The organism is Litoreibacter meonggei (assembly GCF_003663885.1).
GTDB lineage: Bacteria > Pseudomonadota > Alphaproteobacteria > Rhodobacterales > Rhodobacteraceae > Litoreibacter > Litoreibacter meonggei.
The window spans coordinates 65,687-82,437 of the sequence record NZ_RCCE01000003.1 but is presented as its reverse complement, the minus strand read 5'-3'; the positions used below and the strand labels follow the sequence as shown (position 1 = coordinate 82,437).

The following is a 16,751-nucleotide window of genomic DNA, read 5'->3' as shown; positions in this document are numbered from 1 at the left end:
TGTTGTGCGTGACCATGCTGAGGTGGTAAAAATTCCAAGTGGGCGCGCGTTGCTAGGTACAGATCACCCGTTCTTTCCCGTCGATGGCGAAGGGCCATTGCGCAAAAAGAAAATGCCCGCGTTTCGCATGGACGCGACCACTGTCACCAACGCACAGTTCCGCGATTTTGTGGCCGACACGGGGTACGTCACGGATGCCGAGCGTTTTGGCGACTCCTTGGTGTTTCAGGGCCTTTTGCCAAAAGGAACACCCCCCAGTCACGCCGTCGCAGATGCGCCTTGGTGGCGGATGATCCAGGGCGCCAATTGGCGTGATTTATTTGGACCAGACACCGCAGATCACCTGATGGACGATCACCCAGTGGTCCACGTCTCGTGGAACGATGCGGTGGCCTTCGCGGGGTGGGCCGGTGGTCGCTTGCCCACCGAAGCCGAATGGGAGCACGCGGCGCGCGGTGGCTTGGGCGATGTTCCGTTCCCATGGGGCGATCAAGAGCCTGACGACACAGACTTCCAACCCTGCAACATCTGGCAAGGCCGGTTTCCGCATCAAGATCTGGCGTTTGATGGATACACCGGAACCGCACCCGCCCGCAGCTTCGCGCCCAATGCCTACGGTCTTTACAATATGGTTGGTAATGTCTGGGAACTTACGTCCGAATTGTTCAAAGTCCGGTCCCTCAAGAAAGACGTGATCGCAGCCCATGCTGGGAAAAAAGGGTTCAAACTTAGCAAAGGAGGATCGTTCCTGTGCCATCGCAGCTATTGCTACCGATACCGCATCGCGGCCCGAAACAGCGGCTCACAGGACACCTCAACATCACATACGGGTTTTCGCTTGGTGTATGACGCGGTCTAATTCAATCAGCAGTGACATTGTGGTTTTCAGCAAGCTGGTATTTCTGGCCCCTGATGAGCGGCAGCTTATACCACTGAGTAGACGCTGGTTCAGAGCGCCGCGAACGGCCGCTTTGAGCCCAGACCTACCAAACGTGCTGAAGTGGATTTAGTCGAACCGAGCAGCAAAATCTAATATACACTTGGCAGCATCTGTTGCGTTTGCCTGAAGTAAGAAATGCGGCCCTTCAATCTCAAACACTGTATGTGGAGACTGGCAGAAATCTGATGCCATTCTTGACGGAACCAATCTGTCATTTTTTGCGGCTAAATAGATGGTTGGAACTTCTATACCGTTTAGCTGTTTAACGACATTGACCTTCAGAACTTCTCGTAACCGTCCTGCTATTGTCGATGCTGGAACCGCGCACATCACTTGTTGGAACTCCGTAGTAAACTTTGGTGTCGCCCACCTTCCCATTAGGAAGGGTTGAGCCAGTCGTATCAGCAGACGGGACTTAGTTGGAGCAATATCAACGAGGTAAGTTAGGAACGCTGGTACCTTTATCGGCGTCGTTGCAAACGTCGCAACGAACGCGAGGCCTCGCAGTCCATTGGGTTTCTTAGCGGAAATCATTGCGGCCAGTGGGCCGGAAAAAGACTCTGCGACAATGATGTATTCGTCGGCAGGCAAGAGCGCTTCGACTCTCGTCTCAAGGTCTTGGTAGCAGAACACGTCTGGCTGGTATCGAACGGCAGTCACTTCATGCTTAGAGTCTAGCAATTCTACGATTTCTGATAGGAGTGCAACTGTGCCATCTAGGCCGGGTAAAATCAGTATCTTCATACCCTATCAGTAGCGCGTCCTGCAAACTTGACTACTAGTTTTTACCGAGCGGCTGGATTGTCCGCATAGCTTCCCTTCGCCCCAGATGGTGCAGGGGGGTTGGTTCAAGTAAGCCATCACCACCCCACCACAAACGACGATGGACCCTTCCGCACCACTGGGCTATCACGTCAGGGCTTTTGACTGACCAGAGAGAATTGCCCTATGTCCGGCCACGGTGACCCCATTCCAATGACCTCACGCGCTGGCGGCGCATTGTCCGGCGAGGCGCATGTGCCGGGGGACAAATCCATCTCCCACCGCTCGCTGATTTTGGGCGCGATGGCTGTGGGGGAGACCAAGGTCTCCGGCCTGCTGGAGGGGCAAGACGTGCTGGACACGGGCCGCGCGATGCAGTCCTTCGGGGCCGAAGTGGTCAACCACGGCGGCGGCAATTGGTCGGTGCATGGCGTCGGCGTCGGCGGCTTTTCCGAGCCGGATCATGTGATCGACTGCGGCAACTCCGGCACTGGCGTTCGGTTGATCATGGGGGCGATGGCGACCTCGCCGATCACTGCGACTTTCACAGGTGACGCTTCGCTCAATGGTCGTCCCATGGGACGGATCACCGATCCGCTGGCTCTATTTGGCACCCAAAGCTACGGGCGCAAACAAGGCCGTTTGCCGATGACACTGGTGGGCGCGGAACATGCGGCACCTGTGCGCTACACCGTGCCGATGCCCTCGGCGCAGGTGAAATCTGCGGTGCTGCTGGCAGGCCTGAACGCGGCGGGCGAGACCGTGGTGATCGAGAAAGAAGCCACCCGCGACCATTCGGAGCGCATGTTGGCGGGCTTCGGCGCGACCCTGAGCGTGGACGACACCAAGGAAGGCCGCGTGATCACGCTGCAAGGCCAACCCGAATTGAAGCCACAAACCATCACCGTGCCGCGCGATCCATCCTCCGCCGCATTCCCTGTCTGTGCGGGGATCGTCGCCCAAGGCTCTGACGTGCTGGTGCCGGGGATCGGCTTGAACCCGACCCGCGCGGGGCTGTTCACCACGTTGCAAGACATGGGCGCGGACCTGACATTCGAGAACATGCGCGAAGAAGGCGGCGAGCCTGTGGCGGACCTGCGGGCCAAGTTCTCCGACAACATGCAGGGCATCGAGGTGCCGCCAGAGCGCGCAGCGTCGATGATCGACGAGTATCCGGTGCTGTCGGTCGTCGCGGCCTTCGCCACCGGCAAGACAATCATGCGCGGCGTCAAGGAATTGCGCGTCAAGGAAAGCGACCGCATCGACGCCATGGCGCGCGGGCTGGAAGCCTGCGGGGTGACAGTCGAGGAAGACGAGGATACCTTCATCGTGCACGGTATGGGCGCGGGCGGGGTGCCGGGCGGCGGCACCTGTGCCACCCATCTGGATCACCGGATTGCGATGTCGTTCATGGTGCTGGGGCTGGGAACGCAGAAGCCCGTGCATATTGACGACGGGGGGCCGATTGCCACGTCCTTCCCGATTTTTGAGGATTTGATGCGCGATTTGGGCGCGAATATTACAAGGGATTGAGGATTATGCAGAAGTATTTTGCAAGCGTCGTGACCGGCGGCGAAGGGGAGTTGGACGCCAATTCCCGTATTTTTGTTGGACATTCCGACAGCATGGCGCAGTTTCTGGCGACACTCATGCTGGCGTTCGATCAAGACGACACCAAGCTCTTGTTGCTGCGCCGCGCAGCCTTGCTTGACGACTTCGAGGAGGGCGATTTCGACGCCCCGATCAACCTTGGCCCCGTGAAAGCGATGGACATTCAGCCCGGCCGCCTAATTGCAGGCGACCCCTATCCCGGTGCGCTGCCAGCGGCCTTGCCCGAAAGTGGCTGCAAAATGGCGCTTGTCGAGTTGGCGGTGAAAAGCGGTGGTGGCCAAGTGGCGCTAGTGGGCGTGAAGGCCGACAACGCCATCCAAGGCTTGCGCATTATGCTCAGCGATGCGGAGCAGGGCGGGGCGACCATTACCTCGGTCGAGGGGCTGATGGATTCCGAACTGCACGCCGACGACGCCTATGACTTCGACGCCAAGCCAAGCGCGCTGGCAGCACGCGTCGCAAAGGGCGAGCATGTCGCGATGAGCGAGCCGATTGCCTTCGGTGTCTGAATATCACCCTTCAACGGAGGTTTTCCATGCGCAACGGTAGCTGTTTGTGCGGCCAAATCACCTACACTGTCAGCGGGCCTATGCGCCCGGTCATCGCGTGCCATTGCAAGCAATGCAGCAAGTCTAGCGGGCATCATGTGGCGGCGACATCCGCAGCGCGCGATGACATCGAAATCATGGGCGACGTCACGTGGTACGTTTCTTCCTCCACCGCGCGACGCGGGTTTTGTGGCACCTGCGGTTCGCAGATGTTTTGGGATGGGGCGGGTGTGAACCTGTCGATCTCCGCAGGGTCAATCGACGGCGACACAGGACTTGCACTTGCAGGCCACATCTACTGCGCCGACAAGGGCGATTACTACGACATCTCTGACGGTCTGCCTTGTGCGGATGCCGACGACCCCAATTTGACGACACAAGTACGATGAAATTCACAGTCGCAATCGACGGTCCGGCAGCCGCCGGGAAGGGGACCCTGTCCAAGCGCGTGGCTGAGGAATTCGGCTTCGCCCATCTGGACACAGGGCTGCTCTATCGCGCCACCGGCGCGCGGGTGATCGACGGCGCTGATCCGGTCGAGGCGGCGAAGGCTCTGAAACCCACAGACATGGACCGCGATGATCTGCGCACCACGGCTGTGGCGCAAGCGGCCTCCAAGGTTGCGGCGATCCCGGACGTGCGCGAAGCCTTGGTGCAGTTCCAGCGCGACTTTGCCCGCCGCGACGGCGGCGCGGTTCTGGACGGGCGCGACATCGGAACGGTGATTTGCCCTGATGCGGATGTGAAGCTCTTTGTCACGGCGTCTGACGAGGTGCGGGCGGAGCGGCGCTATCTGGAACTCTCCGGCAACGGCCACGAGGTTACACGCGAGGGTGTGCTGCGCGATTTGCAGGAACGCGATGCGCGGGATCGTGACCGCGAGGCGGCCCCACTGGCGGCGGCGGCGGATGCGGTGGTGATTGATACATCGGACATGAGCATAGACGACGCAGTTGCGGCCGCGGCCCGAGAAGTTCGGGCGCGGCTGAAAGATGTCTCAGACTGATAATAGATAGGCGGCCGCCCATTTCGGGCTGCGGTCATCTTTGTTACAGGCGTTACCCTGCATCCCTTCGGGGTTTACTGTCCCCTATACTGCCGGCGGTCGCGGGAAACTCCTTGCGCGGAGCCATGGACCACAGATCGAATGCGTAGCGTTAAGAGCGCCACACGTTTGGTTAACCGAGGACAGGGTATAGGGCGGACGCGTTAAGGCTTGGTGGTGGCAGCGTTCGGTGCCTTTGCTACCGGATCACATGAACGGCGCATTTTGCATGGCGGACCACTCTGGCGGCGGTGGAGCCCAAAAACAGGTCGCTGAACCCCGGTCTGTGCGATGCCAGCACGATGCAGTCGATGTCATTATCGTTGGCGTAGTCGACGATGGAGCGCCCCGCGTGACCGGAAATCATCTTCGGCGCTGCACCTGAAAGATCCTTGGCCGCCTGAGCCAGAGAAGCCTCGGCCTCGCGGCGCGTCGAGGCCAGAACGTCGCGCGGAATAGAGGATGTGACGTAGTCCGGAATGTCCTCTATCACATGCGCCACCGTGAATTTTGCATCCTTATCGGCCAGCGCACGCGCGACGGCATAGGATGCCTGAGTTTCGTGGTCTTTATCGAAAACGACCGGAACGAGGATGTTTTTGTACATGGTGCCATCTCCTACTGGGTTTCGTTTGAAGTGCTCCCCTGAGTTTACACGCACTGGCGTGCCTGGTCGTTGCGTTAGGTCAATTGGGGTAGCAGTGGGCGTTGGGGTATTCAAAGAGGCTACGCGCGAATGGCGGCTTCGAGCCCAATGTGACTGATGCTGCAGATTCCTCAAATGTCGGCTATGCGAGTTGGCTCCTAAAAACTGACTTCACGAAATCGATGAATTTTGTTAGCCTTTGCGGCCTGTACCGGTCACGATGATAGATCAAGGCCATAGGTTGTTCAGGCAAGCTCCAATCAGGTAGTAACTGCACTAATTTACCCGCAGAGATTTCCTCCATCGATCCCTTGAATTGCAAGGCGATTGGTGCCGACGGACCAACCATCGCCTTGTTCTATCCATTGACTATCAGGGCCGCCGCTGAACATAGCCTCTGAAGCTCGCAGTAGTTTGTCCTCGCCCACCGACCTATCATTTATAGCCCCGAAAATTCTGCACATATCCTGACATGGTCCTTTACGGTCATAGATTTCAACGTGGGGTAACCTTAGACCTAAGGGTACTTGATGCGGCGCGAACGCCAATTGTGACCTTGACGCTCGCGATTGAAGGGCCTTCGTGCAGACAACCAATCGCCTCAGCCGTCTGCACCTTTTGCTAATCGGAACCGCGGACCTCAAATTGTAGATTTGGCGATGGTCTGATGATTTTCTGGACAAAGACGACCAGGGCCGTGCCCCCCAGACCGATGAGGTCGGTGATGAAACCGCCTTCGATCAAAAACAGTGCGGCGACGACAAGGCCCACCCGTAGGAACCACGCAATGCGCCCGCCTACAAACCAGCCTTGGATGCCCGAAGACAACAAAAACACTCCAACAAGGGCGGTGCCGCTTGCCTGCATGATCTCAAGCCAAGTTCCGTCCATCAGAATGGCGGAATTGTAGAAGAACATAAACGGCACGACGAAGGCGGAGATGCCGATCTTGAATGACGTGACCGAAGTGGCCATCGGGTTAGATCCTGAAATGCCCGCCGCAGCGTAACTCGCCAAAGCTACGGGTGGTGTGATCGCTGAGACAACCGCGAAGTAGAAGACGAAGAAATGGGCCGTCAGCATTGGGATACCGAGATTAACAAGGCCTGGTGCGACCACCGATGCCGCCACAGCGTAAGCTGCAGTTGTCGGCATACCCATGCCCAACAGGATCGCAATGCACATTGCAAAGATGAGTGCGAGCAGTTGGCTTGCGTCCGCAATACCGAGCAGCATTGACGAGAAACGGGCGCCGACGCCAGTCAAACTGATCACGCCCACGATGATGCCTGCACAAGCGCAGACCGTGATGATCTGAACCGACATGACCCCGGCCAGTTCAAAGGCTTTCAGGATCGATCGGACACCCATTCTATGGGGCGTTAGCCAGGATACCATTGCAGCCGAAACTGTCGCCAATGTGCCTGCGCGAATAACCGAGTACCCCAAGAAAAGCGCGAATATCAGGATCAGGATCGGGATGAACAAATAGACCTGGCGCACGAGTTTCTTGAACTTCGGAATCTCGTCCTCGTTCATTCCGGTCATGCCCAGTTTGGCGGCCTCAAGGTCCACCATGAAATAGATCGACGCGAAGTAGAGGATCGCTGGAATGATCGCGGCAATCGCAATTTCCTGATAGGGAATGCCGGTGATTTCGGCCATGATGAATGCGCCGGCCCCCATGATGGGCGGCATGATTTGGCCACCCGTCGAGGCGGCGGCCTCAATTGCGCCTGCTGTGCGACCTTTATAGCCCACTTTCTTCATTAGAGGGATTGTTAGCGACCCTGTGGCCACAACATTGCCCGCCGAGGTGCCATTGATCATCCCCATAAGGCCCGAGGCAAAGATTGCCACCTTTGCCGGGCCGCCGCGTGCACGACCGGCAGCAGCGAAGGCAAAGTTCACGAAGTAGTCGCCCACTTTCGAGGCCTGCAAAAACGCCGCGAAAATAATGAAGAGGATGATGTAGGTAGATGACACGGCCGTGGTTGGCCCAATGATACCTGCGTCGGAATATACGTGGCCAAAGAAACGCTGCCAGGTGTAGGCGTTCGATACCGCCAATATGCCGGGCATCAGATGGGCCGTGAATGTGTAGACCAAAAAGACTCCGGCAATGATCACAAGCGCCAAGCCTGCGACGCGGCGGGTCAATTCCAGGATTAATCCAGCCCCTGCCGTCGCCGCGAAAGCCACTCCGACAGGAACAAAAGGCGTGCCCACCGAATTACGCGCGGCCGTCGAATAAACCGTGATGAGGTAGAATGCGACGATCAGACTGCAAAGCGCCATGACTAGGTCCGCGGTGGCAAACCTGTCACGCGGTGCCTTTTCAAACCATCCCAGAGCGATGGCCCCAAGTGCGGCGATCAGAAGCGGTACGCCAAACCAGGCAATCTCAGTCTGGTAGATCTCGGTCCCTGGGAAAGCGGCCCAAGAGGTCAACCCGCCCATTACCGGCAGCGTGCCGGAATTCACCAGCTGCATGAAGCCAAAAACGGTATAGAGGGAGATCGCCGCAGGAATGAAGAGCAGATAGCCTGCTTTCGAAAGAAGTGGTGTTGCAGAGACGTCTTCATCAGAGAAGAGCCTTGCATTGAACAATAGAAAACCAAGTGCCAGAGCACCTGCGATGTGCACGATGCGGAAACTCCAGGTCTCTACCGGAAACTGCGGCAAGAACGGCAGTTCAATGCCTGTCCATGCGCTGATCGAGACACCGTTTAGTGCAAGCATGTGAAAAGCGGCATATAAGGTTGCCAGCGATGCGAAGACGATCAGATTATTACCTGAAAAAAGTCGTCTGTTCCGCTCAACCGGTTCTTCATCCACGCCCTCGGCTAGGACGATATCCTCCTGATTTGCAGTTTGATCTGTCATGATCCCTCCGTTTGCGCTCAAGGCGTCCTCGCCCAGGTGCAGATCCCATTGAATGGATGCCGCCGCGCCCGAACGAAACGAGCGCGACAGCGTAATGCTAGGGGCAGCTGCCCGTTACATGTCTTGGTGGATCATCCCGTCATCGATCATGGCGCCTGCATTCTCGGTGAACCAGCGGGCGGCGCCCGGGTGCCACATCAGAACATTGTTGCGGTCGTAGTTTTCAGGGATCGTCGATCGCGAGGCGCGGTGGATATTCACCATCCGCTCATTGTCGGACATAATCACGTCGACCACCGCATAAACAAAGCTCTCCGGCAATTCGCAATTGGCAATGGCGAAATTCCACATCGACACCGAACGTACATCTGCATCGATGGTGGAATAACTATCCGCCGAAATCTGGAATGGGGCCACCGGGTAGGTTTCCAGGATCTGGGCCTGTTCGTCTTCGGTGAACTCAATGATATTGATATCGGCCTGTACCTCGAGTTGGCTAACCGCCGGAACGGGTACACCAGCAGCGAAAGCGATCACGTCCAGAAGACCATCTTGCAACTGACCACCCAGATCCGACCAGCCACCGTTGCGGCGCTCGAAGTCGACACCAAGCGTTTCCATCATTCTAGGGAAATAGGTGTCCGACGTGGAACCCGCTGGGCCAAACCCGATCCGCGACCCCGCGGGGATATCGGCCACTGATGTGATGCCCGACGAACTCAATGTCGTGATCGAGAATGGCGTTTGGTACATGGGAAACATCGCGCAGGCATTGGTCATCTGCAGGCCGGGCGCGATTGGGTTATTGCCGGTCAACGACTCGAACGCGGGCCCGAGGGTTGTCAGGCCAAAGGCGATCTCTCCGGTGTGAACCAGTGCCATGTTTTGCATTGGGCCGCCAGTGATTTCACCACCACCGGAAATGCCTAGCTCTTCGGCCACAAGGTTAGCCCAACCTGAGCCATAGGCAAAATAGGTGCCGCCCTGCGATGCTGTGCCAAGCGTAAAGCTCTCGGGCCATCCGGTCCGGTCCTGGTGGCCGTCGGCCAGCGCCAGTGTTGCACTGGCCATCAGGCTCAACGCGCTTACAGTCAATATAGTCTTTGTCATGAAGACCTCCCTCTTCGTTCCAAAAGTGATTCTGAACCTAGCGAGAGGTCCATTGGTACAAAGAATAGCGATTTGGGGCGGGTGCATTATTCGCGAAAACTGTTCAGTTTTTCCGATTAATATACTGCAATAAATCTGAAATACTGCATAAAGATCTGTTGCAAGGGGATGTAGATGTTTGAAGGCTTCACCGAAGAAATGATCGCCGGCAATGGCGCCAAAATCTTCGTACGTCGTGCGGGTCCGCTTGGGGCAGAGCCCTTGGTATTGGTCCATGGTTATCCACAGACCTCCGCGATGTGGCATCAATTGGCACCTGAGCTGGCCAAGAACTTTCAAGTGATTTGTCCAGATTTAAGAGGCTATGGGAGGTCAGACAAGCCACCCTCAGATGCCCAGCACTCGCCCTATTCTAAACGTGCCATGGCAAGCGATATCGCTGCCGTGATGAGCGAACTGGGTCATGAGCGGTTCCATGTTGGCGCCCACGATCGGGGCGCACGGGTCTGCCACCGGTTGGGGCTGGACCATGGCGAACGGGTCAAATCGATGGTATTCCTCGACATCGCGCCCACGCGCGAGATGTATGCCAACACATCCGATGCGTTTGCGAAGGCTTACTGGCATTGGTTTTTCCTGATCCAAGACTACCCGATCCCCGAGACCATGATCGGCGAAAATCCCGAAAGCTACTGGAAGCTGAAGTGCTTCAATCAGGCCGGTGGCGATAATCCGTTCTCGGACGCCGCCCTTGCCGAATATCTGGATGCCTTTCGCGATCCCGCCACGATTCATGCCACATGCGAGGATTATCGGGCCGCAGCAACAATCGACTTGCGCCATGACGATGAAGACGGCAGCCGAAAGCTGGCGATGCCGTTGAAAGCAATTTGGGCTAAACACGGGGTCATCGGGCGCTGCTTCGATGCTGCGGCCCTTTGGGCCGAACGGGCAGAAAACGTGACCTGCACCGAAGTCGACGCGACACACTACATGGCTGAAGAAATTCCGGACGAAATTCTGGCACACATGATCGCATTTTTCACCCCCATATGTCAAAACAGGAGGCCGCGCAATGAGCCGAACGCTCTACGATAAGCTGGTTGATGCCCATAAAGTCTGTGACCTGCCGGACGGCGATATGCTGATCTATGTCGATTTCCATATCATGAATGAATACACCAGCCCGCAGGCGTTTTCAGGGCTGGACCAGAAGGGATTGAACGTTTGGCGACCCGAAGCGCATTTGGCGGTGATCGACCACGTCAATGCCACGCGCCAGCGCGACCCCCATGACGATGCTTCCAAGCTTCTGATCGAAAACCTTGAGGCTAATTGCTCAAAGCACGGCATCGCTTTTTACGGTCTCGGCGATCAACGCCAGGGGATTGAGCATGTGGTCGTGCCCGAACAGGGACTGGTTGTGCCCGGTATGCTGATCGCCTGCGGTGACAGCCACACAACGACATATGGCGCCTATGGAGCGCTTGGGTTTGGAATTGGTACGTCTGAGGTTGAGCATGTCCTAGCCACCCAAACCCTTCGCTATAAGCGTCTGAAAACAATGCAGGTAGTCGTGGACGGTGACTTGGGGCCGGGCGTTACCGCGAAAGATATCATCATGAAGGTGGTGCAGGTGGTGGGTGCCGGTGGGGCCAATGGCTATGCTGTGGAATTCGCGGGCTCCGCCATCAAGACGCAGGGCATGGCGGGCCGCATGACGATCTGCAATATGGCAGTCGAATTGGGTGCGCGCGCAGCACTCATGGACGCGGATGACGCGGCGTACCGCATGGCGGCTGGCCGGGCTCATAGCGACTTGCTACATTTCGATACCGAGGAATGGTCCGCAGATCCCGGTGCGAAATACGACAAGGTATTCCATATTGATGCCGCGCAAATTGCGCCGTTGATCAGTTGGGGCACCAGTCCCGACCAATCCGTGCCGATTGATGGCACCGTGCCGGTTGTGACCCGCGACATGACACCAAAGGCCCGAGCGGCGCTTGATCGTGCGCTTACCTACATGGGGCTAGTGGCGGGCCAATCGGTGCAGGACATCCCAATCGACAGCGCCTTTATCGGGTCGTGCACGAACAGCCGGATCGAGGACTTACGCGCTGCCGCTAGCGTTCTGAAGGGGCGCAAGGTGGCGGAGGGCGTGAACGCGATTGTTGTGCCAGGCTCCACGTTCACGCGCATGCAGGCCGAGGCCGAGGGGCTGGACCAGGTGTTTCGCGAAGCGGGGTTCGATTGGCGACCGGAAAGTGGATGCTCCATGTGTCTTGCGATGAATGACGACATCGCGATGGACGGGGAACGGTTGGCCTCTTCCACTAACCGCAACTTTGAAGGTCGGCAGGGACGCGGCGCCCGGACCCATCTGATGAGCCCCGCGATGGTCGCCGCCGCTGCAATATCTGGCCATTTGGCCGACGTACGCACGTTTCGCACTGAGGAGGGTTGAGATGCCAAAGACCATCAAAGGCCATGCCGCGCCGCTGCCGTTGGCAAATGTAGACACGGACGTGATCATGCCGAAACGGTTCTTGATCACCATCACGCGGGAAGGTCTGGCCGACGGCACATTTGCGGATCTGCGCTTTGACGATGCAGGAGCGCCACGCCCTGATTTCATCCTGAACCAGACACCATGGAACAAGGCCACGATCTTGATCGTAGGCGACAACTTCGGCTGCGGCTCCAGCCGCGAACACGCTGTTTGGGGCATGGCGCAACTGGGCTTCACTGCGGCAATCGGCACCGGGTTCGCCGGGATCTTCTACGACAATGCCCGCAAGAACGGTCTGGCCCTGCCCATCGTGACGCCGGAGGTCAGGGATCAGTTAATGACCCTCGCCGCCGATCCAGACGGAGGGGAGTTCTGCATTAACATCGAAACGCGTACCATCACTGCTAGCAATATCACGGTCCCCTTCCAAATTGACGGTGCAACCCAAAACGCGCTGATCCGGGGCGGCGATGATACTCTCGATACACTGGAATACGCGGAGACCATCAGGGCCTTTGAGGCCGGTTTGACCGATAAGATGCGTGTCAGGGTGATCAAATAGGAGAGCGACTTGGACCTTAGGCAATTGGAATGTTTCGTGGCCGTCGCAGAAGAATTGCACTTCCGAAAGGCTGGCGAACGCTTGGGGCTTAGTCAATCCGCTCTGTCTGATCGGATCTCAGCGCTGGAGCATGAGCTGGGTCTGGCGCTCTTTTTTCGGACAACGCGGCAGGTCAGCGTAACGCAAGCGGGAGCTGATTTTCTGCGCGACGCCAAAAAGATACTGGCGGATGTGAATCGCTCGATTTCGAACGCTAAGCAGAAATCTGAGGAGGGCATGCGGCTTCTGCGGATCAGCGGCGTGGACGAAGCGATATCCATGGTTCTTCCAGTGGCACTTGTGGAGTTCCGAAAAGAGTTCCCGAAGGCCGCATTGCATATTCTGGAAATCTCGTCGTCGGATCAGCACGCACAGGAGTTGTTCAACCACCGCGCCGATATCGCCTTTGTCCGCAGCCAACCGACCGATGACTTTCTTGAGAGCACGCTGTTGCACGCGCAGCCTGTCGTCGTGGCTGTGTCTGACGCCAACCCACTCTCCCGCCGCAAGATGCTTTGCGCTCAAGACATTGTCGACGAGCCGATCGTTGGCTATCCTCGACACGCCCGCCCGATCCTGCATGAAATGCTATGGAGCGGTTTTCGCGCGATTAACCGCCAACCGAACATCGTTTGCGAAGTGATCGACAAGTCCACTCTGCTCCAATTTGTCACTCATGGGCTGGGGATCGGCTTGGCGCCCGCTTGGGTCAAAGAGATCGCGCCGCCAGGCGTATCTTTCGTGCCCTACGAGAATGGCGATCAACGGATCGAGCTGCACATTGCCTGTCGCGCAACGGGAAATTCGCAACTGGTCACCTCCTTTATTGAGAAGGTCAAAATGCTATTTGTTGAAGCCCCTAGCGACTTTCACGAATTCAAGTAGGGAATCCAGTAGGTCGCAGATGGCTCATTCTCGGCTCGACAGATCCTTGCATAGCCAACCGACGACCTTTCAGAAGTCTGCTTTTCATTGCTGCCCTCGCAACTTTGCACCTGTAGTGTGGGTGCGCTCCCCGCCCAAGGCGCGCTAGTCTGCACATGCAGTGCGGTGAAAGCGGCCATTGGTTGGAAGCACACCAAAGTCTGGTTTGTCCCGCAAAGCGGACCATACTGCGCTATTGGGAACGGGCGTTTTAAGTTGTTCCGCCCAAAAAACATCGAGGTCAATCCTCGGATGCCTGAGCACTGCTCCCCCAAAACGCCCGAACCACCGCTACTGGGTGCGTTTTGCACCCAAGCCTCGATTGGGCGCGATGCAATAGTGCTAACCCTTACAGACTTGCCCTCCCGCTCAACCCACGCTATACGCGCGACTGTCTAAGGGGCGAGAACAGTCTCAGGGCGAGCAGGGTCGGTTTTCCGGCCCTTCTTGTTTTGAAAACCCGAAGACCAACTGAAACCCAAAGACCGGCGGAGACAACCGCTCGGCCCGCATAAACATTAGATTAGGAAACCCACGCCACATGGCTACAAATGCATCTATGGACGAATTCGAAGCCCTCTTGAACGAAAGCTTCGAAATGGACACACCGGACGAAGGTTCGGTTGTCAAAGGCAAAGTACTGGCGATCGAAGCCGGTCAGGCCATCATCGATATCGGCTACAAAATGGAAGGCCGTATCGATCTTAAAGAATTCGCAGAACCAGGCGAATCCGCAAAAATCGAAGTGGGCGACGAAGTTGAGGTTTTCCTCGACCGCGTTGAGAACGCCCGCGGCGAAGCCTCCATCAGCCGCGACAAAGCGCGCCGCGAGGAAGCTTGGGACCGTCTGGAAAAAGCATACGCAGACGAAGAGCGCGTCGAAGGCGCAATCTTTGGCCGCGTCAAAGGTGGCTTCACCGTGGATCTGGGCGGCGCGGTTGCGTTCCTCCCCGGCTCCCAAGTCGACGTGCGCCCTGTGCGCGACGCTGGTCCCCTGATGGGTCTGAAGCAGCCGTTCCAAATCCTGAAAATGGACCGTCGCCGTGGCAACATCGTTGTGTCGCGCCGTGCCATTCTGGAAGAATCGCGTGCTGAACAGCGTGCAGAAGTCATCGGCAACCTCACCGAAGGTCAGGCTGTTGACGGCGTGGTCAAAAACATCACCGAGTACGGCGCATTCGTCGACCTTGGCGGCGTAGACGGCCTGCTGCACGTCACCGACATGGCATGGCGCCGCGTCAACGACCCGCGCGAGATCCTGACAATTGGCGAGACCGTCAAGGTTCAGGTCATCAAGATCAACAAAGAGACCCACCGTATCTCCCTCGGCATGAAACAGCTGCAGGACGATCCATGGGGCGAAGTTGCCGCGAAATACGCTCTGGATTCCACGCATCAGGGCCGCGTTACCAACATCACCGACTACGGCGCATTTGTTGAGCTGGAGCCCGGTGTTGAAGGTCTTGTCCACGTCTCCGAGATGTCCTGGACCAAGAAGAACGTGCACCCCGGCAAGATCGTGTCTACTTCGCAAGAAGTCGAAGTCATGGTTCTGGAAATCGACAGCGCCAAGCGTCGCGTTTCCCTGGGTCTCAAGCAGACACAGCGCAACCCATGGGAAGTGTTCGCAGAGAACAACCCTGTCGGCAAAGAGATCGAAGGCGAAGTCAAGAACATCACCGAATTCGGTCTGTTCGTTGGTCTCGACAACGACATCGACGGCATGGTTCACCTGTCCGACATCACATGGGACGGCCGTGGCGAAGACGCATTGGGCGACTTCCGCAAAGGCGACATGGTTAAGGCCGTTGTCACCGAAGTGGACGTTGAGAAAGAGCGTATCTCGCTCTCGATCAAAGCTCTGGACGGCTCGTTCGACACTGCTGTGGACGGCGTCAAGCGCGGCTCCATTATCACCGTCGAAGTTACCTCGATCGAAGAGGGCGGCATCGAAGTGGAATATGAGGGTGCTAAATCCTTCATCCGCCGCTCCGACCTGTCGCGTGACCGTGCCGAGCAACGCCCCGAGCGTTTCGGCGTTGGAGACAAGCTGGACGTACGTGTGACCAATGTGGACGCCAAGACCCGCCGTTTGGGTCTGTCCATCAAGGCACGCGAGATCGCGGAAGAGAAAGAAGCAGTCGAGCAGTATGGCTCCTCTGACTCTGGCGCGTCCTTGGGTGATATCCTTGGCGCGGCTCTGAAGTCCGACGACGAGTAATCTTCTCGATAAAGTTTGAGGACGGCCCTGCCAATACTGGCGGGGCCGTTTTCGTTTGTAGAGCCTCCGAATCGACTGGAATTCGATCCGCCACGCCATGCGCCTTGCGCCCATTTATGTGACGCATAGGCGCAATTTGCGGTGCCAAGCGGTATTTTTCACGCCATTTTCTCACGCATGACCGTTCTGCGCCCCTTGTAAACGCTTCCCTCAGTTGGATTATTTGTCCTATAGTTCCCCGAAGCACGGTGGCCACCCGTTGCACAAACAAAGTCCTGGGGAGGATATTTGATGATACGCTCTGAGCTGATCCAAAAGATCGCCGATGAAAACCCGCACCTGTACCAACGGGATGTAGAGCGCATCGTGAACACCATCTTCGAAGAAATTGTTGAGGCCGTGGCCTCGGGCAACCGTGTCGAGTTGCGTGGCTTCGGGGCATTCTCGGTCAAGAAGCGCGATGCGCGCACAGGCCGTAACCCGCGCACGGGCGAAAGTGTCCATGTCGAAGAGAAGCATGTGCCTTTCTTCAAGACCGGCAAGCTGCTACGAGATCGGCTCAACGGAAACGAAAGCTGAACTAAATGCGCTACATTCGCTATGTGTTTATGGCCGTCGTCGGCCTCTCCTTGATTCTGGTCGCCCTTGCCAACCGCGGCATGGTCACGATCAAACTGCTGCCCGAAGAAATGGCGGCCTATCTGGGGCAGCCCCTGTCTTATGACCTGCCCCTGTTCGTCGTGATCTTTGGCGGCATCATCGTCGGCCTGCTGATCGGTTTCGTTTGGGAATGGTTTCGCGAACACAAACACCGCGCCGACGCCCGCCTGCAAAAGCGTGAGAAAGAAAAGCTGGAGCGCGAGGTCAAAGGCCTCAAACGCAAGTCGAATGAAGGCAAGGACGAAGTTCTGGCTTTGCTCGACGACAGCGCTGCCGCGCGCTAGG

Annotated in this window: 17 protein-coding genes; 12 read left to right on the top strand and 5 right to left on the bottom strand. The window is 57.3% G+C overall.

Annotated features, from left to right (window positions below; all coding sequences use genetic code 11):
• The first annotated feature begins 4 nt into the window (after positions 1 to 4).
• On the top strand, positions 5 to 859 hold the full coding sequence (locus tag BCF46_RS08805; protein WP_245989933.1) for a formylglycine-generating enzyme family protein: 855 nt from the start codon (positions 5 to 7) through the stop codon (positions 857 to 859).
• A gap of 147 nt (positions 860 to 1,006) precedes the next feature.
• On the opposite strand, the gene BCF46_RS08800 is transcribed toward BCF46_RS08805, so the two are convergent.
• Complete coding sequence (locus BCF46_RS08800; RefSeq protein WP_121023392.1) at positions 1,007 to 1,684, bottom strand: alpha/beta fold hydrolase; 678 nt, start codon at positions 1,682 to 1,684, stop codon at positions 1,007 to 1,009.
• A gap of 204 nt (positions 1,685 to 1,888) precedes the next feature.
• On the opposite strand from BCF46_RS08800, the gene aroA reads away from it, so the two are divergent.
• Genes aroA through BCF46_RS08780 form a run of 4 tightly spaced genes read left to right on the top strand, consistent with a single transcriptional unit; the run spans position 1,889 to position 4,867 of the window.
• Complete coding sequence (gene aroA / locus BCF46_RS08795) at positions 1,889 to 3,235, top strand: 3-phosphoshikimate 1-carboxyvinyltransferase (protein WP_121023390.1); 1,347 nt, start codon at positions 1,889 to 1,891, stop codon at positions 3,233 to 3,235.
• 5 nt (positions 3,236 to 3,240) lie between these two features.
• The gene (locus BCF46_RS08790) at positions 3,241 to 3,822 is read left to right on the top strand and encodes a hypothetical protein (RefSeq protein WP_121023388.1); all 582 of its coding nucleotides are present in this window, start codon (positions 3,241 to 3,243) and stop codon (positions 3,820 to 3,822) included.
• A gap of 26 nt (positions 3,823 to 3,848) precedes the next feature.
• Complete coding sequence (locus BCF46_RS08785; protein WP_121023386.1) at positions 3,849 to 4,250, top strand: GFA family protein; 402 nt, start codon at positions 3,849 to 3,851, stop codon at positions 4,248 to 4,250.
• Positions 4,247 to 4,867 carry a (d)CMP kinase gene (locus tag BCF46_RS08780; protein WP_121023384.1) on the top strand — a complete coding sequence of 207 codons (621 nt, stop codon included), beginning with the start codon at positions 4,247 to 4,249 and terminating at the stop codon, positions 4,865 to 4,867. Before BCF46_RS08785 ends, BCF46_RS08780 begins: the two co-directional genes overlap by 4 nt.
• A 238-nt stretch (positions 4,868 to 5,105) precedes the next feature.
• Here the strand turns inward: BCF46_RS08780 and BCF46_RS08775 are convergent, their stop codons facing one another.
• From BCF46_RS08775 to BCF46_RS08760, 4 genes are all read right to left on the bottom strand, one after another.
• A complete protein-coding gene (locus tag BCF46_RS08775; RefSeq protein ID WP_121023382.1) occupies positions 5,106 to 5,513 on the bottom strand; it encodes a universal stress protein in 408 nt (135 codons plus the stop codon).
• 181 nt (positions 5,514 to 5,694) lie between these two features.
• Positions 5,695 to 5,856, bottom strand: a complete 162-nt coding sequence (locus tag BCF46_RS08770; RefSeq protein WP_245990044.1) for a LysR substrate-binding domain-containing protein — start codon at positions 5,854 to 5,856, stop codon at positions 5,695 to 5,697.
• A gap of 317 nt (positions 5,857 to 6,173) precedes the next feature.
• Complete coding sequence (locus tag BCF46_RS08765) at positions 6,174 to 8,438, bottom strand: TRAP transporter permease (protein ID WP_121023381.1); 2,265 nt, start codon at positions 8,436 to 8,438, stop codon at positions 6,174 to 6,176.
• 114 nt (positions 8,439 to 8,552) lie between these two features.
• The gene (locus BCF46_RS08760; protein WP_121023378.1) at positions 8,553 to 9,548 is read right to left on the bottom strand and encodes a TAXI family TRAP transporter solute-binding subunit; all 996 of its coding nucleotides are present in this window, start codon (positions 9,546 to 9,548) and stop codon (positions 8,553 to 8,555) included.
• 174 nt (positions 9,549 to 9,722) lie between these two features.
• Here BCF46_RS08760 and BCF46_RS08755 point away from each other — a divergent pair, with 174 nt between their 5' ends.
• The 7 genes from BCF46_RS08755 to BCF46_RS08725 all read left to right on the top strand — a co-directional run bounded on the left by BCF46_RS08755 (position 9,723) and on the right by BCF46_RS08725 (position 16,750).
• Complete coding sequence (locus BCF46_RS08755) at positions 9,723 to 10,646, top strand: alpha/beta fold hydrolase (protein ID WP_121023377.1); 924 nt, start codon at positions 9,723 to 9,725, stop codon at positions 10,644 to 10,646.
• Positions 10,624 to 12,015 (top strand): 3-isopropylmalate dehydratase large subunit, encoded by a 1,392-nt coding sequence (gene leuC, locus BCF46_RS08750; RefSeq protein WP_121023375.1) that lies wholly within the window; start codon positions 10,624 to 10,626, stop codon positions 12,013 to 12,015. Before BCF46_RS08755 ends, leuC begins: the two co-directional genes overlap by 23 nt.
• Position 12,016: 1 nt before the next feature.
• Entirely contained in the window at positions 12,017 to 12,622 is a 606-nt protein-coding gene (leuD, locus tag BCF46_RS08745; RefSeq protein WP_121023373.1) for a 3-isopropylmalate dehydratase small subunit, read from the top strand.
• Positions 12,623 to 12,631: 9 nt separating this feature from the next.
• On the top strand, positions 12,632 to 13,546 hold the full coding sequence (locus BCF46_RS08740; RefSeq protein ID WP_121023371.1) for a LysR family transcriptional regulator: 915 nt from the start codon (positions 12,632 to 12,634) through the stop codon (positions 13,544 to 13,546).
• 580 nt (positions 13,547 to 14,126) lie between these two features.
• Positions 14,127 to 15,806: a 30S ribosomal protein S1 gene (rpsA, locus tag BCF46_RS08735; protein ID WP_121023369.1), complete on the top strand. Its 1,680-nt coding sequence runs from the start codon at positions 14,127 to 14,129 to the stop codon at positions 15,804 to 15,806.
• A 291-nt stretch (positions 15,807 to 16,097) separates the two neighbouring features.
• Positions 16,098 to 16,385, top strand: a complete 288-nt coding sequence (ihfB, locus tag BCF46_RS08730) for an integration host factor subunit beta (RefSeq protein ID WP_121023367.1) — start codon at positions 16,098 to 16,100, stop codon at positions 16,383 to 16,385.
• Between the two features lie 5 nt (positions 16,386 to 16,390).
• A complete protein-coding gene (locus BCF46_RS08725; protein WP_073145421.1) occupies positions 16,391 to 16,750 on the top strand; it encodes a lipopolysaccharide assembly protein LapA domain-containing protein in 360 nt (119 codons plus the stop codon).
• The last annotated feature ends 1 nt before the right edge of the window (position 16,751 follow it).